The following is a 22,080-nucleotide window of genomic DNA, read 5'->3' on the forward strand; positions in this document are numbered from 1 at the left end:
TACCTTTGCTTAAAGCGACGAGTATTTCTTGCGCAGACGCTGACGAATCAGTTCCGCGAGGGTGTTCATGACGAAGGTGAACAACAGCAGCACCAGCGCCGAGAGGAACAGCACGCGGTAGTGGCTGCCGCCGACTTCCGACTCCGGCATTTCCACCGCGACGTTGGCGGCCAGGGTGCGCAGGCCTTCGAACAGGTTCATTTCCATGACCGGGGTGTTGCCGGTGGCCATCAGCACGATCATGGTTTCGCCGACCGCACGGCCCATGCCGATCATCAGCGCCGAGAAGATGCCCGGGCTGGCGGTCAGGATCACCACGCGAGTCATGGTCTGCCACGGCGTGGCACCGAGGGCCAGCGAGCCCAGGGTCAGGCCGCGCGGCACGCTGAACACGGCGTCTTCGGCGATCGAGTAGATGTTCGGGATCACCGCAAAACCCATGGCCAGACCGACCACCAGAGCGTTGCGCTGGTCGTAGGTGATGCCCAGGTCGTGGGAGATCCACATGCGCATGTCACCGCCGAAGAACCAGTTTTCCATGAACGGGCTCATGTACAGCGACAGCCAGCCCACGAACAGGATCACCGGAATCAGCAGCGCACTTTCCCAGCCGTCCGGGACTTTCAGGCGGATCGATTCAGGCAGGCGGCTGAAGGTGAAACCGGCGACCAGGATGCCGATCGGCAGCAGCATCAGCAGGCTGAAGATGCCGGGCAGATGCCCTTCCACATACGGCGCCAGGAACAGACCGGCGAAGAAGCCGAGGATCACCGTCGGCATCGCTTCCATCAGTTCGATCACCGGTTTGACCTTGCGGCGCATGCCCGGGGCCATGAAGTACGCGGTGTAGATCGCCGCGGCGACGGCCAGCGGTGCAGCCAGCAGCATCGCGTAGAACGCGGCTTTCAGGGTGCCGAAGGTCAGTGGCGAGAGGCTCAGTTTCGGTTCGAAATCGGTGTTGGCAGCAGTCGATTGCCAGACGTACTTAGGCTCGTCGTAGTTCTCGTACCAGACCTTGCTCCACAGTGCGCTCCAGGAGACTTCCGGGTGCGGGTTGTCGAGCAGCAACGGTTGCAGCTTGCCGCCGGCTTCGACGATCACTCGGTTGGCGCGTGGCGACAGACCGAACAGGCCCGGGCCCTCGACCACCTGATCGACCAGCAAGGTGCGATGCGCGGTGCTGTGGAACACGCCGAGCTTGCCGCTGGCATCCAGGGCCAGGAAGCCCTTGCGACGTTCTTCGGCGGTAATTTCAACGATCGGCGTGGTGCCCATCTGGAAGGTACGGATCTGCTTCAGGCGCAGCTCGCCATCGGTGTCGCGGGCCATGAACCACTGGGCCAGGCCACCTTTGGAGTCACCGACGATCAGCGAGATGCCACCCACCAGTTGCGTGGCGGCGGTGACTTCGGCTTCGCCGTTTTCCAGCAGTTTGTAGCGACCGTTGAGGCTCTTGTCGCGCAGGCTGAACACGTCGGCCTGGGCACGACCGTTGACCACGTACAGCCATTGCTGGCGCGGGTCGACGAAGATGTTTTTCACAGGCTCGGTCATCTGCGGCAGGTCGATACGCTTCTGCTCGTTGGTGACTTCGCCGGTCATCATGTTTTCTTCGCTGGTCAGCGAAAGCACATTGAGTTGCGAACCGGTGGAGCCGACCAGCATCAGGGTCGAATCGGTAGCGTTGAGGCTCACATGCTCCAGCGCGCCGCCGCTTTCGTTCAGCGCGATCGGTGCATCGCCATACGGATACTCGATGGCCGGGGTGATGGTTTTCTTGCCATCCGGGTAGCTGACTTTATAAGTGTGACGGAACACCAGCGCCTGACCGTTGGACAGGCCCACGGCCACCAGCGGATGGCCCGGCTGGTCTTCACCGATAGAGGTCACGCTGGCGCCTGCCGGCAGGGGCAGATCGACGCGCTTCAATTCAGCGCCACTGTCGATGTCGAAGAACAGCGCCTGGCCCTTGTCGGAAACGCGCATGGCCACCTGATTCTGCTCTTCGAGCGAAATCATCAGCGGCTTGCCGGCGTCCTGCATCCAGGCCGGGGTGATTGCATCTTTCGCAGTCAGGTCAGCCCCTTTGAACAGCGGCGCGACCACGTAGGCGAGGAAGAAGAAGATCAGGGTGATGGCTGCCAGCACCGCCAGCCCGCCGACGAGGACGTACCAGCGGGTGAAGCGATCCTTGAGCGCGCGAATGCGGCGCTTGCGTTGCAACTCAGGCGTATTGAAGTCAATGCGCTTGGGAGGGTTCGTAGTCATTTTGGAATTGGCCAGATCATTCATGCGCACACCCTAGCGATCCTGTATGACAGAAAGATGACAATGCAGTGACGCACCAAATCCGCCGCCAGCAGGGCACTGGCAGTGGATAGAAGAATTCGGGGAGTGTGGGGTCCGGGCCGCTTGCGGGCCGGGCCCCACACGGGAGTCAGGCGGGGCTCACCCCTGACTCAGTTTGTTACTTTTTTGCGACTTCAGCGCCGCCTTCCTTCAGACCCAGGTCAGCCAATGCTTTTGCAGCAACCTTGGCTGGCAATGGGATGTAGCCATCTTTCACCACAACTTCCTGGCCCTGTTTCGACAGAACCAGTTTCACGAACTCGGCTTCCAGCGGGGCCAGAGGCTTGTTCGGGGCTTTGTTGACGTATACGTACAGGAAACGCGACAGCGGGTACTTGCCGTTCAGGGCGTTTTCTTCGGTGTCCTCGATGAAGTCCGAGCTGCCTTTCTTGGCCAGGGCCACGGTTTTCACGCTGGCGGTCTTGTAGCCAATGCCCGAGTAACCGATGCCGTTCAGCGAGGAACTGATCGACTGCACGACCGAAGCCGAGCCTGGTTGCTCGTTGACGTTAGGCTTGTAGTCGCCTTTGCACAGGGCTTCTTCCTTGAAGTAGCCGTAGGTGCCGGATACCGAGTTGCGACCGAACAGTTGAACCGGCTTGTTCGCCAGGTCGCCGGTCACGCCCAGATCGCCCCAGGTTTTCACGTCGGCTTTGGCGCCGCACAGACGGGTGGACGAGAAGATCGCGTCAACCTGTTCCATGGTCAGGTGCTGGATCGGGTTGTCCTTGTGCACGAAAACAGCCAGGGCGTCCACGGCAACCGGGATAGCGGTTGGCTTGTAGCCGTATTTCTGTTCGAAGGCCGCCAGTTCGGTGTCCTTCATCTTGCGGCTCATCGGGCCCAGGTTGGAGGTGCCTTCAGTCAGCGCAGGTGGCGCGGTGGCGGAGCCAGCGGCCTGAATCTGGATGTTTACGTTCGGGTATTCTTTTTTGTAGTTCTCAGCCCAGAGGGTCATGAGGTTGGCCAGGGTATCGGAACCGACGCTGGACAGGTTGCCCGACACACCAGTGGTCTTGGTGTAGCTCGGGATAGCAGGGTCAACAGCGGCAACCGCGTTGGCAGTTGCAACGCCAGCAGCGACAAAAGTCATTGCCGCCATCAAACGCTTCAGTTTCATGCCTTACTCCTAGCAGATAGGGTGTGTTAAGTCGGGGCCAAGTATCAGCAGGCCGTGTGAACACTCTATGGCTGAAATATGACAATTGGATGAAAGGCCAGCATGTCGTGACAGATCGTTCCCACGCTCTGCGTGGAAACGCCGCCATGGACGCTCCGTGTCCGCTTCAAGACGTGACGCGGAGCGTCACAGGATGCATTCCCACGCGGGAGCGCGGGAGCGATCAGTGTGAGGGGGGTTAGCGACCCTTGCTCCACAGCCAGGCGCCGACCAGGATCCCCATCCCGCACAGCACCGCCACATAGTAGGCAGGCCCCATCGCGCTTTCTTTCAGCAGCAGGCTGACCACCATTGGGGTCAGGCCGCCAAAGATCGCGTAAGCGACGTTATAAGAGAAGGACAGACCGCTGAAACGCACCACCGGCGGGAACGCCTTCACCATCACATACGGCACCGCGCCGATGGTGCCAACCAGGAAACCGGTCAGCGCGTACAGCGGGAACAGCCAGTTCGGGTGATCGGCGAGGCTGTGATAGAAGATCCAGGAACTGGCCAGCAGCGCCGCGCAGCCGAAGACAAACACGCGACCGGCGCCGAAGCGATCGGCCAATGCACCAGAAATGATGCAACCGAAGCTCAGGAACACGATCGCCAGGCTGTTGGATTGCAGCGCGGTGGTCGGCGAGAAGTGATAGACCGTCTGCAGCACGGTCGGGGTCATCAGGATCACCACGACGATGCCGGCGGACAGCAGCCAGGTCAGCAGCATCGACACCGCGATCGCCCCGCGATGGTCACGCAGCACCGCACGCAGCGGCACTTCTTCGGCCAGGGCCTTGCGCAGTTGCAGCTCGGCGAACACCGGGGTCTCGTGTAGCCAGCGACGCAGGTAGACCGAAAACAGACCGAACACACCGCCGAGCAGGAACGGGATCCGCCAGGCGTAATCCGCCACTTCCACAGGCGTATAAATGCTGTTGATCGCCGTGGCGACCAGCGAGCCGAGCAGGATACCCGCCGTCAGGCCGCTGGTCAGGGTGCCGCAGGCGTAGCCGATGTGCTTTCCGGGTACGTGTTCGGAAACGAAGACCCACGCCCCCGGCACCTCACCGCCAATCGCTGCGCCCTGGATCACCCGCATCAACAGCAGCAGGATCGGCGCCCACAGGCCGATCTGCGCGTAGGTCGGCAGCAGGCCCATGATCAGGGTCGGCACGGCCATCATGAAAATGCTCAGGGTGAACATCTTCTTGCGCCCCAGCAGGTCGCCGAAGTGCGCCATGACAATCCCCCCCAGCGGCCGCGCGAGGTAGCCGGCGGCGAAGATGCCGAAGGTCTGCATCAGGCGCAGCCACTCGGGCATGTCGGCCGGGAAGAACAACTTGCCGACCACGGTGGCGAAGAACACGAAAATGATGAAATCGTAAAACTCCAGCGCGCCCCCCAGGGCCGATAGCGACAGAGTCTTGTAGTCATTGCGGGTCAACGGTCGTGCGGGTTGGTCGGGCTGCGCGAGGCTCGAGGGCGCTGTGGTCATGGCAAGGTCTTCTCTTATAGTCGGATCTGCCGCCACAACAACGCTGGCTGTGGCTCGGGCAGGTTCGGCACCATAGCAAATTGTTCGAAAAAGCACATAGAGGCGCGTATTTGCCGGTCGAAATGAGAACCGGACGGTCGTCGCGGAGTCTACCGACCGATATACTCGCAACCTTGCTCCGGTTTGTAAGGGGTTGCTGTGCGAAAACGTCGTTGGCCCGACCCTTGCTCGGGATTAGCCGGTTTCGCAGAGTTTCTCCTTAGGCGCCTGATGGAAAACGTGACGAACGTAGTATGTTCGGTGCTGAATCGTTTTTCCCGAAGACGGCTACCACCAGCAGCATCCACGAAGAGTCACGGGTCAGAGGCCCCCCCGGCATGATAGAGCTCGAACAAGAAGATCCGATCCCGCAAGGCGACCTGGCTTTGCAAATCACCGCGCTTCCCCGCGAAACCAACGGCTTTGGCGATATTTTCGGCGGCTGGCTGGTGGCGCAGATGGACCTGGCCGGCACTGCCATGGCCAGCCGTGTTGCCGGTGGCCGCGTCGCGACCGTTGCCATCGACCGCATGGCGTTCCTGGTGCCGGTGGCTGTCGGTGCGCAATTGTCCTTTTATACCCAGACCCTGGAGATCGGCCGCAGCTCGATCCAGATGATGGTCGAGGTGTGGAGCGACGATCCGCTGTCCAGCGAGTGGCGTAAAGTGACCGAAGCAGTGTTCGTGTTCGTCGCCATCGATGGCAGCGGTCGCACCCGTTCGGTTCCGCCACGCGCACGTTAAACCTCGCGGCCGTTTCACGGTCGATAGTCGTCCAAGTTGCTGATCGAGAGTTGTCCCATGAACACGCCCAACGTTGAAGCCGTGAAACTGGATGAACTGAACTGCTGGCGCATCCGTCACGGTCAGGCCGAAGTGCTGGTGGCCCAGCAAGGCGCGCACATCCTCAGTTATCAGGTGGACGGCCAGCCGCCGCTGATCTGGCTCAACGACAAGGCCGTGTTCAAGACCGGCCAGAGCATCCGCGCCGGCGTGCCGGTGTGCTGGCCGTGGTTCGGCAAGTTCGAACGCAACCCGCAGAGCGTGCAGTCCATGTACACAGGTGCGCAACCGGCCCCCGCGCACGGTCTGGTGCGGGCAATGGATTGGGAGCTGGGCGGCATCGAATCAGAGGCTGACGGCGTCAAGGTCGAATTCAGCCTGCCCAACCCCGAAGGCGGACTGCCGGGCTGGCCGCATCAGGTCGACCTGACGCTGACCCTGCATTTGTCCGAGCAATTGCAGTTCAGCCTGACCAGCCACAACCGTGGCAACGACACCGTCAGCCTCAGTCAGGCGTTGCACACCTATTTTTCCGTCAGCGATGTGCGCAACGTGCGCGTCGCCGGCGTCGATGGCTTGAACTACATCGAGACCCTGGACGACTGGAAGACCTGCACCCAGCAAGGCGACCTGCACTTTGCCGGCGAAACCGACCGCATCTACCTCGACGCCCCGCCGCAGCTGAGCATCGTCGACCCGGCCTGGGAGCGGCGCATTGTGCTGACGGCTACCGGCTCGCGCACGGCGGTGATCTGGAACCCGTGGATCGACCGCGCGGCAGCGTTGACCGACATGGACAACGACGGCTGGCAACGCATGCTGTGCATCGAAACGGCGAACGTGATGAACGATGTCGTGACACTGGCACCGGGCGCTAGTCACACGATGGGTGTCCGCATCGGCAGCCAGCCACTCTGAACACAAAAAATCGCAGCCCCGGGGCTGCGATTTTCGTTTGCGGCTGTGTATTACAGATCCGACTCCTGCACCACCCGCACCTTGTCCGCTTCCAGCGCATACGCCGCATCGGCCAGGTCATTGCTGACCTTTTCGATCTTCAGCGTGCCGGTCACCCACAGCGGCGTGTAGATGTCATCCAGCTTCAAGCCTTTCGGATAGCGCACCAGCACCAGTTGATTCGGTGGCGGTGGCGGCACGTGGATGCAGGCGCCCGGATACGGCACGAGGAAGAACAGTGTGCTGCGCCCCTTGGCGTCGGATTCCAGCGGCACCGGATAACCGCCGATGCGGATGTGTTTGTCATTCATCGACGCCACGGTCTTGGTCGAATACATCACCGCCGGCAAACCCTTGGCCTGCTTCATCCCGCCTTTCTGGGTGAAGGTGCCGGTGGCTTCCGGGGAGTTGTGGTCGATTTCAGGCATGGCCTCGAGGGCCTTCTGGTCCGACTTGGGCATCAGTTCCAGCCAGTCGGTTTCCGGCAGTTCGCCGGCGTGGGCCAGACCGCTGCCCAGCAAAAGGAGAGTCAACAGAAAACGGCGCATGAAGGTGCTCGGTAAAGGATGCTCGAATAAGGAGGGAACGCTGAATCGCCGAGCATTCTAGCCCTCCCCACCGGATTGGCGGAGAGGGCTTTGTCGCTTTGGATCAGTTCTTTTTGATCAGGCCGTAGATCACCAGCAATACGATGGCACCAACCAGCGCGCCGATGAAGCCTGCGCCCTGACCCGCCTGATAGATGCCCAGAGCCTGGCCGCCGTAGGTGGCTGCCAGCGAACCGCCGATACCGAGCAGGATGGTCATGATCCAGCCCATGCTGTCATCGCCCGGTTTCAGGAACCGCGCCAGCAGGCCAACGATGAGGCCGATAAAGATGGTTCCGATAATTCCCATGGCATTTCCCTCTGAATAGTAGATATGCGATGAAGCCTAGCCAGACTTTCGCATCCTGCCATCAGAGAACGGCGGCCCCGCAATGGTTCCGCCGCTGCCAGATGAAACTGTCGTTACTCGGCGATCAGTGCTTCAACCTTGAGGATCTGTTGCTCGAGCGTCGCCTTGTCCTTGCAGCGCAGGTTGGCATGACCGACCTTGCGCCCGGCCTTGAAGGCCTTGCCGTAGTGATGCAGGTGGCAATCGTCGATGGCGATGACTTTTTCAACCGGCGGAACGACGCCGATGAAGTTGAGCATCGCGCTCTCGCCGACCTTGGCGGTCGAACCCAGCGGCAGACCGGCGACGGCCCGCAGGTGGTTTTCGAACTGGCTGCACTCGGCGCCTTCGGTGGTCCAGTGCCCGGAGTTGTGCACGCGCGGGGCGATTTCGTTGGCCTTGAGGCCACCGTCGACTTCAAAGAACTCGAACGCCATCACACCGACATATTCCAGCTGCTTGAGCACACGGCTGGAATAATCTTCGGCCAAAGCCTGCAGCGGGTGATCGGAGCTGGCGACCGATAGCTTGAGGATGCCGCTGTCGTGGGTGTTGTGCACCAGCGGGTAGAATTTCGTCTCGCCATCGCGGGCGCGCACGGCGATCAGCGACACTTCGCCAGTGAATGGCACGAAGCCTTCCAGCAGGCAAGGCACGCTGCCCAGCTCGGCGAACGTTCCGACCACGTCCTGCGGCTTGCGCAGGACCTTCTGGCCCTTGCCGTCGTAACCCAGAGTGCGGGTTTTCAGCACGGCCGGCAGACCGATCGACGCGACGGCGGCGTCCAGGTCGGCTTGCGACTGGATGTCGGCGAAGGCCGGGGTCGGAATCCCCAGGTCCTTGAACATGCTCTTTTCGAACCAGCGATCGCGAGCGATGCGCAGGGCTTCGGCGCTCGGATAGACCGGCACGAATTGCGAAAGGAAGGCTACGGTTTCCGCCGGGACGCTTTCGAACTCGAAGGTCACCAGATCGACCTCATCGGCCAACTGGCGCAGATGATCCTGATCGCCGTAATCGGCCTGCAGGTGTTCGCCCAGCGCAGCGGCGCAAGCGTCCGGCGCAGGGTCGAGGAAAGCGAAGTTCATGCCCAGCGGGGTGCCCGCCAGGGCCAACATGCGACCCAACTGGCCGCCACCGATTACACCGATCTTCATCTCAACAACCTCAGGCAATACGTGGGTCTGGATTGTCCAGGACGCTGTCTGTCTGCTCGGCACGGAAGGTTTTCAGTACCGCGTGGAATTGTGGATGCTTGGCGCCCAGGATGCTCGCCGACAACAGCGCAGCGTTGATCGCGCCGGCCTTGCCGATGGCCAGGGTGGCAACCGGAATGCCGGCCGGCATCTGCACGATCGACAGCAGCGAGTCGACGCCTGAGAGCATGGCCGACTGCACCGGCACGCCCAGCACCGGCAGGTGGGTCTTGGCCGCACACATGCCTGGCAGATGGGCTGCGCCACCGGCACCGGCGATGATCACCTCGATGCCGCGGCCTTCAGCCTCTTCGGCGTACTGGAACAGCAGATCCGGGGTGCGGTGGGCAGAGACCACCTTGACCTCGTACGGGATGCCGAGCCTTTCCAGCATATCGGCGGTGTGGCTAAGGGTGGACCAATCGGACTTGGAGCCCATGATCACGCCAACCAGTGCACTCATCGTCGCGCCTCTTCTCTCTGGGCGCCCGCAGGCGCGTCAAAAACAACAAGCCACGCAGAGTGCGTGGCTTGTTGTAGGAAAAATGGCCGGACGAACCGGCCGAAGGCCGCGCAGTATACCGCAAAGAAAGCAATAAACAGCCCCCGTCGCGACCATCTGTCATCTGCCCAGAACCACACATTTTACTGACTCGCCGTTCAAGAAAATCGCTTCGATTTTTCAGGCGAGAAGCAGGGTCAACGGGGTGAATCGAGAACGCATTCGAACCTCCGAATAACTTCATGCAATGAAATTCAAAACTTCTCTCAAAGCCATAATAAAAATTAAATGATATACAACCCACCACAGACTTAAAAACAGCAAACCGACCAAACAACAAAAAATACTTATATCGCACAACAACAGATATCTATTAAAAACACTTCCGAAAAACCCCATTGGCAGGCAGTCGACAGCTTCCACACCTGCCTGCTATCAACCCGTAAATTTAAAAGGATTTAAAGATGTCAGAACAACCTCTAACATTGAATGTCTTCATCCATGAAGACCTAGCGAACCACAGCAGGCTTGGCTTGTACAAAACTCATTTCTCCTGGTTCGCCGATGAAATCCAGAAACTCTCCGGCCGCAAGATATCAATCAACATGTTCACCCCTTCAGAAGCAAAGGCCTTGAGTGATTTTGATTATAAGAACGTATCTTCCGACCATTCTTTGGGCGGTTGGATAGGAAAATTAATAAACCATCTCGGCCCCGAACGACTGGGAGGCTTGCACATAAAATTCAACAAGTATTTATTGCTAACCCGCGACAATATAAACAGTGATGTAGCTGGAGTTGCCCAACCCGGGGGGTTCGCGGCTATTGCCTCGACAAGAGGTGACGGGACCGCTGCTCACGAAGCAGGCCACATGTTCGGCGCGACCCATGAAGACAGTGAAGTCCTGTACAACGGCTGGTGGAGCGAAACAATCATGAATAATGATGGGTTCTCACCGCTTCGAAGCGAAGCCAAGCGCTTCAGTGATAAAAACAGAGAGAACATTCGCAACTATCTGGACAATTGGATTCCATTTTTTCTCGAGTTGCCGCCCCCCGAAGAAGAAGCGGACTGATGCAAACCTGCCGCCCCCACAAACGCTCGCATTTGACCATATAGGGATCATTTAAAAAAGGACTAACAAATGACGACAGTCAATAGCAAACGAAACATCAATATCTTCGCCATCGTTCACGATGACTTACCGGCGAGTACGATGAAAACCATTTATGCCGATCACTTCCATCCTTTTGTGCAGGAACTGGAAAGTTTTATCGATCGAAAATTCAACGCTGTTTTTGGCAGGGGCGCCCCCTATAGCCAGTTCAACTACAAAGGTAATGACCCACTCCGGACCTTGAGAAGCTGGGAAACGCTGGGGCGTAAATACCTGGAAGAGGCCAAGGCTGAAGGCTTCCCGATTGGCCCCCTGGATAAGGTCGTTCTGCTGACGAAGGACAACCTGAATGGGAATACCGCAGGCGCCGCACTGCTGTGGCCTCCACTCAACACCGGTAACTTTGCAATTGCCTCACTGACCAGCCGGCTTAATGTTGGTCACGAAGTCGGACACTTGCTGGGCGCCCGCCATGAAGATTCGGAAATTCAATACAACGGCTGGTGGTGCGAAACATATATGACCCCGCAAGTCCACCCGCTCAGATCCATTTGTTACAGCTTCAGCCAGAAAAACCGGGAGAACATAAAAAACCATTTGGCCACTAAAGGCTGACTGCGCGCCCGGCGGCTTGGCAGAGGCGAAATACAAAGTTCGCCTCTGCTTTCACTCAGTGATTGCCACCCGCCGCACCGCCTTCCAACTTGCGCCACAACAACCGCACATTGGCCTTGCGCACCAGCGCGCAGCGATACAGGCGAATCTCCAGCGGCACATGCCACTGCGGGCCGCCGCACACCACCAGTTCGCCACGGGCCAGTTCGGCGCGCACGCTCAGTTGCGGCACCCAGGCAATGCCGAGGCCTTCCAGCGCCATGCTTTTCAGGCTGTCGGCCATGGCGGTTTCATAGATCGTGGTGAAGCGCAGCTGACGCTGGCGCAGCAAGCCATTCACCGAACGCCCGAGAAATGCCCCGGCGCTGTACGCCAGCAACGGCACACTGCCCTCGCCTTCCAGATCGAACAGCGGTTTGCCATTGGCATCCGCCGCACACACCGGCAGCATTTCGGTCTGGCCCAGGTGCAGCGACGGGAAGATTTCCGGGTCCATCTGCATGGCTGCGTCCGGGTCGTAGAACGCCAGCATCAGATCGCAGCCACCTTCACGCAGCGCGTGCACCGCATCGCCGACGTTGGTCGCCACCAGCCGCGTGGCGATGTTCAGGCCTTCGCTGCGCAGTTGCGCGATCCAGCGCGGGAAGAAACCGAGGGCCAGCGAGTGTGCAGCCGCGACCTGGATCACTTCGCCCTGCCCGCCTTCAAGGTGATGCAAATGGCGCAGCACTTCGCCGAGCTGTTCAACCACCGTGCGCGCAGTCACCAGGAACAGTTGCCCTGCCGCCGTCAGCTCGATCGGCGTGCGCGAGCGGTTGACCAGCGTCAGCCCGAGCGCCGCTTCCAGGCTGCGGATCCGCCGGCTGAAGGCCGGCTGGGTCACGAAGCGCCGTTCGGCCGCCTGCGAGAAGCTGCGGGTGGCGGCAAGAGCACTGAAGTCCTCGAGCCATTTGCTTTCCAGATTCATCACGTCCTCCCGGACACGCACCAAAACAGGTCACACGTCTGCCGCGACCGCGGCGTCACACGGGCATTATGCCGAATGTGCATAGGGCAGTGTTTAACAGCATTGGCCCAAAAATTCCTACAAGCCTAGCATTCGCAGCGTTCCGGCACAGACCGGGTCCCTATCGAGATGATTTCTATCATGTCCTCCGCTGCATCATTCCGCACAGAAAACGACCTGCTTGGCACCCTCGAAGTCCCTGCTCAAGCGTATTACGGCATCCAGACCCTGCGAGCGGTGAACAACTTCCGTCTCTCGGGCGTTCCGATTTCGCACTACCCGAAGCTGGTTGTCGGTCTGGCAATGGTCAAACAGGCCGCCGCTGACGCCAACCGCGAGCTGGGTCACCTGAGCGAAGCCAAGCACGCTGCCATCAGCGAAGCCTGTGCCCGTCTGATCCGCGGCGATTTCCACGAAGAGTTCGTGGTCGACATGATTCAAGGTGGCGCCGGTACCTCCACCAACATGAACGCCAACGAAGTGATCGCCAACATCGCGCTGGAAGCGATGGGTCACCAGAAAGGCGAGTACCAGTACCTGCACCCGAACGACGACGTGAACATGGCGCAGTCGACCAACGACGCCTACCCGACCGCGATCCGCCTGGGTCTGCTGCTGGGTCATGACGCACTGCTGGCCAGCCTCGACAGCCTGATTCAGGCGTTCGCGGCCAAGGGTGAAGAATTCAACCACGTCCTGAAGATGGGCCGTACCCAGCTGCAAGACGCCGTGCCGATGACCCTGGGTCAGGAATTCCGCGCATTCGCCACCACCATGGGCGAAGACCTGGCCCGTCTGAAGACGCTGGCCCCGGAACTGCTGACCGAAGTGAACCTGGGCGGCACCGCGATCGGTACCGGCATCAACGCCGACCCGCGCTACCAGGCCCTGGCCGTGCAGCGCCTGGCCCTGATCAGCGGTCAGCCGCTGGTTCCAGCCGCCGACCTGATCGAAGCCACCTCCGACATGGGTGCCTTCGTGCTGTTCTCCGGCATGCTCAAGCGTACCGCGGTCAAGCTGTCGAAGATCTGCAACGACCTGCGCCTGCTGTCCAGCGGCCCGCGCACCGGCATCAACGAGATCAACCTGCCGGCGCGTCAGCCAGGCAGCTCGATCATGCCAGGCAAGGTCAACCCGGTGATTCCGGAAGCCGTGAACCAGGTGGCCTTCCAGGTCATCGGTAACGATCTGGCGCTGACCATGGCAGCCGAAGGCGGCCAGCTGCAACTGAACGTGATGGAGCCGCTGATCGCCTTCAAGATCCTCGACTCGATCCGCCTGCTGCAACGCGCCATGGACATGCTGCGCGAGCACTGCATCGTCGGCATCACCGCCAACGAAGCGCGCTGCCGCGAACTGGTCGAACACTCGATCGGTCTGGTCACCGCACTGAACCCGTACATCGGCTACAAAAACGCCACCCGCATCGCCCGTATCGCCCTTGAAAGCGGCCGCGGCGTGCTGGAACTGGTGCGCGAAGAAGGCCTGCTCGACGAAGCCATGCTCGCCGACATCCTGCGCCCGGAAAACATGATTGCTCCGCGTCTGGTTCCGCTCAAAGCCTGAGCCGACGCGTGACTTGTAGCACCGCTCACCAGGTCGAGGGACTAGACACCTCTCACCTTTTGAGGGCTTGGGGATGATTCCCCGAGCCCTTTTTTTTAACTGTTTGAACCTGAGAACCGTATGTATGGAAGCTGGCCGCAAACCGGCTCCCAGACAAACCCGACGCCGGTAACGTCGGGTGTTTCAAAGCCTCGTTTCGTCGCTTGCACCACAACCGTGCAGACGGGCGCCGCACTGATCGGTATAGTGCCGCCCCTCTTCGCGTGAGCGGTCGTCGGTAACGAGGCCCTAACCCATGCGAAACCCGAACTAATAACAAACCCGCGATATGGATCCGGGACGAACCCTCGCCTCGCCTGTTGTGCCGCGCGCACACCGGTGTAACGCGATGTTTCTGACCATCCAGCATTTGCTTACACAATAAACAGCGAGGAAAAATCCATGCTCGAAGTCATCAACGACTTCCTCTCAGGGAAAGTACTGATCGTGCTCATTGTCGGGCTCGGTAGCTACTTCACGATTCGCTCGCGTTTCGTTCAATTGCGCCACTTCTTCCACATGTTCGCGGTGTTCCGCGACAGCCTCAAGGGCAGCGCCGGGCAACTCAGCTCGTTCCAGGCCCTGATGCTCAGCCTCGCCGGCCGTGTCGGTGCAGGTAACATCGCCGGTGTCGGCATCGCCGTGACCCTGGGTGGTCCGGGTGCGGTGTTCTGGATGTGGGTGACCGCACTGGTCGGCATGTCCAGCAGCTTCTTTGAATGCACCCTGGCTCAGGTCTACAAGCGCGCCGATGGCGACGGTCTGTACCGTGGCGGCCCGGCCTACTACATCCAGCACGGCCTGAAGCTCAAAGGCATGGCGGTGGTGTTCTCGATCCTGCTGCTGGTCACCTACGGCTTCGCCTTCATCGGCCTGCAGTCCTACACCGTGACTCACTCGCTGCAGAACGCCTTTGCCTTCGACCCGCAACACACCGGTATCGTCCTGGCAGTGCTGCTGGCCATCACCTTCATCGGCGGCATCAAGCGCATCGCCTCGGTGTCCGACCTGCTGGTGCCGATCAAGACCCTGGCCTACATCGGCGTGACCCTGTACGTGATCGGCACCCAGATCGAACACGTGCCAGCCATGCTGGAAACTATCTTCAAGAGCGCCTTCGGTCTCGACCCGGCCTTTGGTGGCCTGCTCGGCAGTGCCATCGTCATGGGCGTGAAGCGTGGCGTGTTCGCCAACGAAGCGGGCCTGGGCAGTGCGCCGAACGTCGCCGCCGTGGCCGCCGTGAAGCACCCGGGCGCCCAAGGCGTGGTTCAGGCGTTCAGCGTGTTCCTCGACACCTTCCTGATCTGTACCTGCACCGCGCTGCTGATCCTGCTGTCGGGCTTCTACACCCCGGGCTTCGAAGGTGACGGTATCGTCCTGACCCAGAACTCGCTGGCCGCCGTGGTTGGTGACTGGGGCCGCATGTTCGTCAGCGTCGCACTGTCGCTGTTCGTCTTCACTTGCATCCTCTACAACTACTACCTGGGCGAGAACAGCTTGCAGTTCCTCACCCGCAACCGCGTTGCGCTGATGACGTTCCGCGGCCTGGTGCTGGCACTGGTGGTCTGGGGCTCGATGCAGGACCTGTCGACCGTGTTCGCCTTCGCCGACATCACCATGACCTGCCTGGCTTTCGTCAACCTGGTGGCCCTGGCCATGCTGTTCAAGGTCGGCATGCGCGTGATGCGCGACTACGACGCGCAGCGCCGCGCCGGCGTCGACCAGCCGGTGTTCGACTCCAGCAAGTTCAGCGACCTGGATCTGGACCTGAAGGCCTGGCCTGCCAATCCGTCGGCCGACACCCAGGCCGACACTCAGCCGCAAGGCATCCCGGCAGCGCAACGCTGATCGGGTAAAAACCGGGCGCAGCTCTTGCGCCCGGCGTGACACAGGCAGCGGTCGGCGTCATGCTCGACCGCATGCTGTCCTCGTTCAGGAGAACCCCCCATGTATTCCTCGACCTACCCTGCCGCCCAGCACGTCATGGTGCTGTACACCGGTGGCACCATCGGCATGCAGGCCAGCGCCAATGGCCTGGCCCCGGCCTCCGGTTTCGAAGCGCGGATGCGCGATTACCTGCACAGCCAGCCTGAGCTGGTGGTGCCGCAGTGGCGATTTCGCGAAATGTCGCCGCTGATCGACAGCGCCAACATGACTCCCGCCTACTGGCAGCAACTGCGCGAAGCGGTGGTCGACGCCGTCGATGGGCAAGGCTGCGACAGCGTGCTGATCCTGCACGGCACCGACACTCTGGCCTACAGCGCCGCCGCCATGAGTTTCCAGCTGCTCGGCCTGCATGCCCGCGTGTGCTTCACCGGTTCGATGCTGCCGGCCGGCGTCACCGACAGCGACGCCTGGGAAAACCTCAGCGGCGCACTGGTTGCCCTCGGCCACGGCCTGGCGCCGGGCGTGCATCTGTATTTTCACGGCGAGTTGCTGGCGTCGACCCGCTGCGTGAAAGTGCGCAGCTTTGGCCGTCATCCGTTCAAACGTCTGGAGCGTCAGGGCGGCGGGGTGAAAGCCACGTCCCTGCCGGCAGCGTTGAACTACAACCAGCCCAAGCAACTGGCCAAGGTGGCGGTGTTGCCGCTGTTCCCGGGCATTGGCGCCGAGATCATCGACGGCCTGCTTGAGAGCGGCATTCAGGGGTTGGTGCTGGAGTGCTACGGCAGCGGCACCGGGCCGAGCGACAACCCGCAATTCCTCGCCAGCCTCGGTCGGGCGCGGGATAACGGCGTAGTCGTGGTTGCGGTCACGCAGTGCCATGAAGGCGGTGTGGAGCTGGACGTGTACGAAGCCGGCAGCCGATTGCGTGGTGTTGGCGTGTTGTCTGGTGGCGGCATGACGCGTGAGGCGGCGTTCGGCAAATTGAATGCTTTGCTGGGTGCAGGCCTTGAGACGGCTGAAGTGCGACGCCTGGTCGAACTCGACTTGTGCGGAGAACTGCAGTGAGTACCGAATAATTTTCATCTGATGGCCGAACAACCAGGCCCTCCTTATTACAGAAGGGCCTGGCACCATAACCAATCAATAACTCGCATCGAAAATAACATTCTTTAGCGAACGCACTGTTGTTCCATCACTGAAATCAACATTTGCGCTGCCAAACAATCGCCTGCCGATCTCATCTCTATTGAATTTTATTGTTCCACTCGTGGCGACATTCAACGCTCCACGATATAGCACCTCTAAATGACCTTCTTCAGGAACAGAAACTTCTTTCCCTTCAAGTTTTAAACTCACATAGATCGCGATTTTTTCAACAAAATGATCTGCACTGTCCAGAATTGCGAAAATGGCGAGCATGTCGTCTGAATCAGCCAGGAACGCGGGCAGACTGTAAGGCGTATTATCGAGTAATCCCTTGATTTCTCCGGCCGTGGCACTTTTCAAGGAATCGGCTTTTTTACTATCCTGATGACTGGAACCATTCATGATCACTTTCCTTTATTGATTAAACCTTCAATTTTCAAGCGCGCTTGCCAATGAAGCTAGCAACAGATCGTGGCCAGGTCAAAACAAAAGACGAATCAAACAATGAATAGTCATGGCACTTCAAATAACCGACAAACGGTCATTTCCAGTCGAAAAACCTGTCAACTCTGACAGTTGTCGCCAGTATTTTTCTCATCTAATCTCTAGTGCCACCTGGCCTATATCAAATTCCAGCAAAAAGAGCAGAATCGAAATATATCGGCGATTTTAATTGAATGATGGTTCATCTATTAACGTCTACGACGCGCAACTTGCGTGCATGCAGTTAGTTCAGTCGTTGGATTCGCCCATGCTCCACTCCCACCTCACCGACAGCGAATGGCTGGGAAAACCTCTGCGGCGCACTGGCTGCCCTCGGCCACGGCGAACTGCTGGCGCCGACCCGCTGCGCGAAAGTGCGCAGCCCTGGCCGGGCGCGGGACAACGGGGTCGTGGTGGTTGCGGTCACTCCGTACCATGAAGGCGGTGTGGAGCTGGATGTGCATGAAGCCGGCAGCCGCTTGCTTTGCGTGGCGTTCGGCAAGTTGCATGGCTTGCTGGGGCAAGTCTTGAGACGGATGCCGTACGGCGCGTGGTCGAACTCGACTAGTGGGGCGAGCCGAACTGACGCACTAGAGAGTCTGTGGCAGCCATGAGCATGGTCAAAAAGTCATCTCACTATGGTAGCGGTGGTTGAGGCGTCCTGATTAAATCTTAAAACATGCTAAAGGCCCATCGATAGAACTAGCCCTCCCTCCATCAGGGAGGGCCAGACAACTAAACGCCTTCCTGAATCTTAAATACTGCTTCCTCCATCGTGAACTCAAACCCAGTTCCAAAAGTAGCTGCACTCCCAGTGTAGACTTTACTCTCAGCATCATAGCTCACAACAAGATAACCTTTACCAGCACCTATCGTGGTCGGACCAATTTTATGATATACCTGGCCATCCATAGTTGAGGAAAGATCCAAATTCAATCCGTATGCCATTTCCCTGATGTTAATTTGTACACCTCTATCACTTCCATCAATCAGACCAAAAAACAAGGAGCGCCAACCCGCATCACTCCCGAACGCCTCAATCCTGTTGGCTAGGTAAACAACCCGTTCTCCCATATAATTTGTGAATTCAATCTGCCCGACCGCCTTCAACACTGCATTCGAACCATCTGCTTCTTTTATCTTCGAAATATCCATTTCTTCATCCTCAAAAATCACCAAGTATTAATTCCACACAAAAAAACGTAGCACCACAAATATTGAACATCCAGAAAAATCTCAAAAAAAATCAATATTTAAAAATTCATGACGAACGGTAACGAATTACTTAAAAACCTGTTATTTATGACAGTAGACGAGCAACGACAACCCGAGTAATTTAGAAAGGCGACAAGCCTGTATTAAACTTACAACAACCTTAACTAATTAATCCCCGGCAATTAAAGACAGCCAACTAAGCAAGTTTAAAACGGCACATAATCTGCATGAATTCAGAACCTCCTTAAACCGGACCGTGTCATGCTCCACTCCCACCTCACCACCCTCAACGCCGTCTCCCTGGTGCTCAACACCTTCAGGGATCAAGGTCTGTCCAGCGAAGCACTGCTGGCCGGCAGCGGTATCAGCGCGGCGGATCTGAGCCGGGCCGACACCCGCATCACCACCAACCAGGAGATGCAGGTCTGCGCCAACGCCGTCGCGCTCAAGCATGACATCGGTCTGGAACTGGGCCGGCGCATGCACGTTTCCTGCTACGGCATCCTCGGTTACGCGCTGCTGACCTGTGCCACCTTCGGTGACGCTTTGCGACTGGCGATCCGTTATCCGGCGCTGCTGGGAACACTTTTCGAACTGAGCCTGGAAGACGACGGCGAGCGCGTCTGGTTCGTCGCCGCCGATTACCGCGAAAGCCCGGCGATGGCGGTGTTCAATGCCGAGTTCTGTCTGGTATCGCTGAAAGTCATCTGCGACGACCTGCTCGGCCATCCGCTGCCATTGCTGGCCGCCCGCTTCGAACACGCCGCACCCGACTACCGCGACAGCTACGCCGAACACTTCAAGGCGCCGCTGCACTTCGGCGCCAAGGACAACGCCTTCGCCTTTGACCGTCGCTGGCTCGATCAGCCGCTGCCGCTGGCCGACGTCATCACCCACCAGGCCATGGCCGAGCGTTGCCGCAAGCAAAACACCGAGTTCACCGGTCGCCAGGCGTGGCTGGGGCGGATCCGCCAATTGCTCAGTGCACAACTCAATGCAGCACCGGGGCTCGAAGGTCTGGCGCAGCAGATGAACTGCTCGCCGCGCACCTTGCGCCGGCATCTGAAGGACATGGGTTGCAGCTATCAGGAACTGCTCGACGAACTGCGTTTCGAGCGGGCCAAGCAGATGCTCTGCGAGGATCAGTTGCCGATCTACCGCATTGCCGAAACCCTGGGTTTCAGTGAGACCGCGAGCTTCCGCCATGCCTTCGTGCGCTGGAGCGGCGTGGCACCGAGTCAGTTCCGTCCACACGGTTAAACCGTCGAGGGGCGATATCAGGTCAGTATTTTTGGCCATATCGATCCCCTTTTGGCCTCTCTGGCCGTTCTCCGATTCGCCCCGCGCCGCAACACTGGAGCCAACCGAATCAGCCCCTGCGGAGAACAACAAATGCTGACGATCTACTCTGACGATCACCACCTGCACCATGGCCGCTGCGAATTGATCGACGGGCAACTCAAGCCTTGCTTCGAAATGCCGTCGCGCGCCGACCACGTGCTGCAACGGGTGAAAAACCAAAACCTCGGCCCGGTCGAAGCACCGAAGGATTTCGGTCTCGGGCCGATCGAGCGCATCCACAGCCGCGATTACCTCGACTTCTTCAAAGGCGCCTGGGCGCGCTGGAGCGAATTCAACACCGACGGCGATTTGCTCCCTTACACCTGGCCGGCACGCACGTTGCGTCAGGTCAAGCCGACCAGCCTGCACGGCCAGCTCGGCTATTACAGCTTCGACGGCGGCGCACCGATCACCGCCGGCACCTGGCAAGCGGCATACAGCGCGGCGCAAGTGGCACTGACCGCACAGGCGCAAATCCAGCGCGGCGCCCGTGGCGCCTTCGCCCTGTGCCGTCCACCGGGACACCACGCCGCCGGCGACTTGATGGGCGGTTATTGCTACCTCAACAATGCCGCCATCGCGGCGCAGGCATTCCTCGATCAGGGCCACAAGAAGGTCGCGATCCTCGACGTCGACTATCACCACGGCAACGGCACCCAGTCGATTTTCTACGAGCGCAGCGACGTGCTGTTCACCTCGATCCACGGCCACCCGGAAGCGGAATTCCCGTTCTTCCTCGGTTACGAAGACGAGCGCGGTGAAGGGGCTGGTGAAGGCTTCAACTTCAACTACCCGCTGCCGGCCGGTTCCGGCTGGGATGTCTGGAGCGCTGCGCTGGATCAGGCCTGCCAGGAAATCGACAACTACGGCGCCGACATCATCGTCGTGTCGCTGGGCGTCGACACTTTCAAGGACGACCCGATCTCGCAGTTCAAGCTCGACAGCCCGGACTACCTGGCGATGGGCAAGCGCATCGCCGCCCTCGGCAAGCCGACGCTGTTCGTCATGGAAGGTGGGTACGCGGTGGAAGAAATCGGCATCAACGCGGTGAACGTGCTTGAAGGTTTCGAACAATGAACAGACTCAAACACTTCATTGCGCCTGTGTTGTGCGCGGCGCTGCTGAGCGGCGGCGCCCACGCGCAAGAACGCACCCTGCGCGTCTACAACTGGTTTGACTACATCACTCCCAAGGCCCTGGACGACTTCAAGGCGCAGAACAGCCAGACCAGACTGGTCTACGACATCTTCGACACCAACGAAGCGCTGGAGGCCAAACTGCTGACCGGCAACTCCGGCTACGACGTGGTGGTCCCGTCCAATGTGTTCCTCGCCAAGCAGATCGAGGCCGGGGTGTTCCAGCCGCTGGATCGCAGCCAGTTGCCGAACTGGAACCACCTCGACCCGAAACTGATGAAGCTGATCGAGGCCAATGATCCGGGCAACCAGTTCGCCGTACCGTACATGTACGGCACCATCCTGATCGGCTTCAACCCGGCCAAGGTCAAGGCCGCGCTGGGCGACAACGCGCCGGTGGACAGCTGGGACCTGATCTTCAAGGAAGAGAACATCAGCCAGCTCAAGCAGTGCGGCGTGGCCTTGCTCGATTCGCCGTCGGAGATTCTGCCGCTGGCCCTGCAGCACCTTGGTCTGGATCCCAACAGCAAGAACCCGGCGGACTACGCCAAGGCTGAAGCGCTGCTGATGAAGATTCGCCCGTACGTGACTTACTTCCATTCGTCCAAGTACATGGCCGATATCGCCAACGGCGACATCTGCGTCGCGGTCGGCTATTCGGGCAGCTTCTCGCAAGCCGCCAACCGCGCCAGGGAAGCGAAGAACGGCGTGGTGGTCGACATGCGCCTGCCGAAGGAAGGCGCGCCGATCTGGTTCGACATGCTGGCGATCCCGAAAGGCGCGAAGAACCCGCAGGATGCCTACACCTTCATCAACTACCTGCTGCAACCGCAGGTGATTGCGCCGGTCAGCGATTTTGTCGGGTATCCAAACCCGAACAAGGACGCCACCGCGCAGGTCGACCCGGCGATTCGCAACAATCCCAATCTGTACCCGACCGATGCGGCGATGAATACGCTCTACACCCTGCAACCGTTGCCGCGTGATGCGGAACGGGCTCGCACTCGGGCCTGGACCAGGATCAAGTCCGGTACCTGAAACGTTACGCCCCCACCAGACCCGCAGCCGCGGGTCTTTTTTTGCCTGCAAGATCTATGTACTGCAACGCGC

General features: G+C 59.6%; 20 protein-coding genes and 1 pseudogene. 11 read left to right on the plus strand and 10 right to left on the minus strand.

Annotation, left to right across the window (positions count from 1 at the left end):
* Positions 1-9: 9 nt before the first annotated feature.
* The 3 genes from L6D81_RS12340 to L6D81_RS12350 form a co-directional block, all read right to left on the minus strand.
* A complete protein-coding gene (locus tag L6D81_RS12340) occupies positions 10-2,043 on the minus strand; it encodes an ABC transporter permease subunit (RefSeq protein WP_236180100.1) in 2,034 nt (677 codons plus the stop codon).
* 424 nt (positions 2,044-2,467) lie between these two features.
* Positions 2,468-3,469, minus strand: coding sequence for a phosphate ABC transporter substrate-binding protein PstS (locus L6D81_RS12345; protein ID WP_236179795.1), 1,002 nt, complete (start codon positions 3,467-3,469; stop codon positions 2,468-2,470).
* 238 nt (positions 3,470-3,707) lie between these two features.
* Complete coding sequence (locus L6D81_RS12350; RefSeq protein ID WP_236179797.1) at positions 3,708-5,006, minus strand: MFS transporter; 1,299 nt, start codon at positions 5,004-5,006, stop codon at positions 3,708-3,710.
* A gap of 377 nt (positions 5,007-5,383) precedes the next feature.
* Here L6D81_RS12350 and L6D81_RS12355 point away from each other — a divergent pair, with 377 nt between their 5' ends.
* A complete protein-coding gene (locus tag L6D81_RS12355) occupies positions 5,384-5,788 on the plus strand; it encodes an acyl-CoA thioesterase (protein WP_003229628.1) in 405 nt (134 codons plus the stop codon).
* Between the two features lie 57 nt (positions 5,789-5,845).
* Complete coding sequence (locus L6D81_RS12360) at positions 5,846-6,745, plus strand: D-hexose-6-phosphate mutarotase (protein ID WP_236179799.1); 900 nt, start codon at positions 5,846-5,848, stop codon at positions 6,743-6,745.
* Positions 6,746-6,795: 50 nt separating this feature from the next.
* Here L6D81_RS12360 and L6D81_RS12365 read toward each other — a convergent pair whose 3' ends face one another.
* The 4 genes from L6D81_RS12365 to purE all read right to left on the minus strand — a co-directional run bounded on the left by L6D81_RS12365 (position 6,796) and on the right by purE (position 9,379).
* On the minus strand, positions 6,796-7,332 hold the full coding sequence (locus L6D81_RS12365; RefSeq protein WP_236179801.1) for a DUF3299 domain-containing protein: 537 nt from the start codon (positions 7,330-7,332) through the stop codon (positions 6,796-6,798).
* Positions 7,333-7,435: 103 nt separating this feature from the next.
* A complete protein-coding gene (locus L6D81_RS12370) occupies positions 7,436-7,681 on the minus strand; it encodes a GlsB/YeaQ/YmgE family stress response membrane protein (protein WP_003229635.1) in 246 nt (81 codons plus the stop codon).
* Between the two features lie 113 nt (positions 7,682-7,794).
* The gene (locus L6D81_RS12375) at positions 7,795-8,877 is read right to left on the minus strand and encodes a 5-(carboxyamino)imidazole ribonucleotide synthase (RefSeq protein WP_236179803.1); all 1,083 of its coding nucleotides are present in this window, start codon (positions 8,875-8,877) and stop codon (positions 7,795-7,797) included.
* 10 nt (positions 8,878-8,887) lie between these two features.
* Positions 8,888-9,379 (minus strand): 5-(carboxyamino)imidazole ribonucleotide mutase, encoded by a 492-nt coding sequence (purE, locus tag L6D81_RS12380; protein WP_236179805.1) that lies wholly within the window; start codon positions 9,377-9,379, stop codon positions 8,888-8,890.
* Between the two features lie 503 nt (positions 9,380-9,882).
* On the opposite strand from purE, the gene L6D81_RS12385 reads away from it, so the two are divergent.
* Both L6D81_RS12385 and L6D81_RS12390 read left to right on the plus strand, forming a co-directional pair.
* The gene (locus L6D81_RS12385; RefSeq protein WP_236179807.1) at positions 9,883-10,494 is read left to right on the plus strand and encodes a zinc metalloprotease; all 612 of its coding nucleotides are present in this window, start codon (positions 9,883-9,885) and stop codon (positions 10,492-10,494) included.
* Between the two features lie 69 nt (positions 10,495-10,563).
* Positions 10,564-11,151 (plus strand): hypothetical protein, encoded by a 588-nt coding sequence (locus L6D81_RS12390; protein WP_236179809.1) that lies wholly within the window; start codon positions 10,564-10,566, stop codon positions 11,149-11,151.
* Positions 11,152-11,206: 55 nt separating this feature from the next.
* Here L6D81_RS12390 and L6D81_RS12395 read toward each other — a convergent pair whose 3' ends face one another.
* On the minus strand, positions 11,207-12,118 hold the full coding sequence (locus L6D81_RS12395) for a LysR substrate-binding domain-containing protein (RefSeq protein ID WP_236179810.1): 912 nt from the start codon (positions 12,116-12,118) through the stop codon (positions 11,207-11,209).
* Positions 12,119-12,298: 180 nt separating this feature from the next.
* Here L6D81_RS12395 and aspA point away from each other — a divergent pair, with 180 nt between their 5' ends.
* From aspA to L6D81_RS12410, 3 genes are all read left to right on the plus strand, one after another.
* On the plus strand, positions 12,299-13,723 hold the full coding sequence (gene aspA, locus L6D81_RS12400) for an aspartate ammonia-lyase (RefSeq protein WP_039765095.1): 1,425 nt from the start codon (positions 12,299-12,301) through the stop codon (positions 13,721-13,723).
* A 441-nt stretch (positions 13,724-14,164) separates the two neighbouring features.
* Positions 14,165-15,610, plus strand: a complete 1,446-nt coding sequence (locus L6D81_RS12405; protein WP_236179812.1) for an alanine/glycine:cation symporter family protein — start codon at positions 14,165-14,167, stop codon at positions 15,608-15,610.
* 99 nt (positions 15,611-15,709) lie between these two features.
* On the plus strand, positions 15,710-16,714 hold the full coding sequence (locus L6D81_RS12410; RefSeq protein WP_236179814.1) for an asparaginase: 1,005 nt from the start codon (positions 15,710-15,712) through the stop codon (positions 16,712-16,714).
* Positions 16,715-16,789: 75 nt separating this feature from the next.
* Here the strand turns inward: L6D81_RS12410 and L6D81_RS12415 are convergent, their stop codons facing one another.
* Positions 16,790-17,197 (minus strand): hypothetical protein, encoded by a 408-nt coding sequence (locus tag L6D81_RS12415; protein ID WP_236179815.1) that lies wholly within the window; start codon positions 17,195-17,197, stop codon positions 16,790-16,792.
* Positions 17,198-17,571: 374 nt separating this feature from the next.
* Between L6D81_RS12415 and L6D81_RS12420 the strand changes: the two are divergent.
* Positions 17,572-17,846, plus strand: a pseudogene (locus L6D81_RS12420) (hypothetical protein); the annotation flags it as partial.
* Positions 17,847-18,013: 167 nt separating this feature from the next.
* Here L6D81_RS12420 and L6D81_RS12425 read toward each other — a convergent pair.
* Entirely contained in the window at positions 18,014-18,433 is a 420-nt protein-coding gene (locus L6D81_RS12425) for a hypothetical protein (protein ID WP_236179817.1), read from the minus strand.
* A 321-nt stretch (positions 18,434-18,754) separates the two neighbouring features.
* On the opposite strand from L6D81_RS12425, the gene L6D81_RS12430 reads away from it, so the two are divergent.
* From L6D81_RS12430 to L6D81_RS12440, 3 genes are all read left to right on the plus strand, one after another.
* Positions 18,755-19,753 carry an AraC family transcriptional regulator gene (locus L6D81_RS12430; RefSeq protein ID WP_236179819.1) on the plus strand — a complete coding sequence of 333 codons (999 nt, stop codon included), beginning with the start codon at positions 18,755-18,757 and terminating at the stop codon, positions 19,751-19,753.
* Between the two features lie 132 nt (positions 19,754-19,885).
* On the plus strand, positions 19,886-20,911 hold the full coding sequence (locus L6D81_RS12435) for a histone deacetylase family protein (protein ID WP_236179821.1): 1,026 nt from the start codon (positions 19,886-19,888) through the stop codon (positions 20,909-20,911).
* Positions 20,908-22,008: a polyamine ABC transporter substrate-binding protein gene (locus tag L6D81_RS12440; RefSeq protein WP_236179823.1), complete on the plus strand. Its 1,101-nt coding sequence runs from the start codon at positions 20,908-20,910 to the stop codon at positions 22,006-22,008. The genes L6D81_RS12435 and L6D81_RS12440 overlap by 4 nt, the downstream gene beginning before the upstream one ends.
* The last annotated feature ends 72 nt before the right edge of the window (positions 22,009-22,080 follow it).

The sequence above is a fragment of the Pseudomonas sputi genome (assembly GCF_021603585.1).
GTDB classification, from domain to species: Bacteria; Pseudomonadota; Gammaproteobacteria; order Pseudomonadales; family Pseudomonadaceae; genus Aquipseudomonas; species Aquipseudomonas sputi.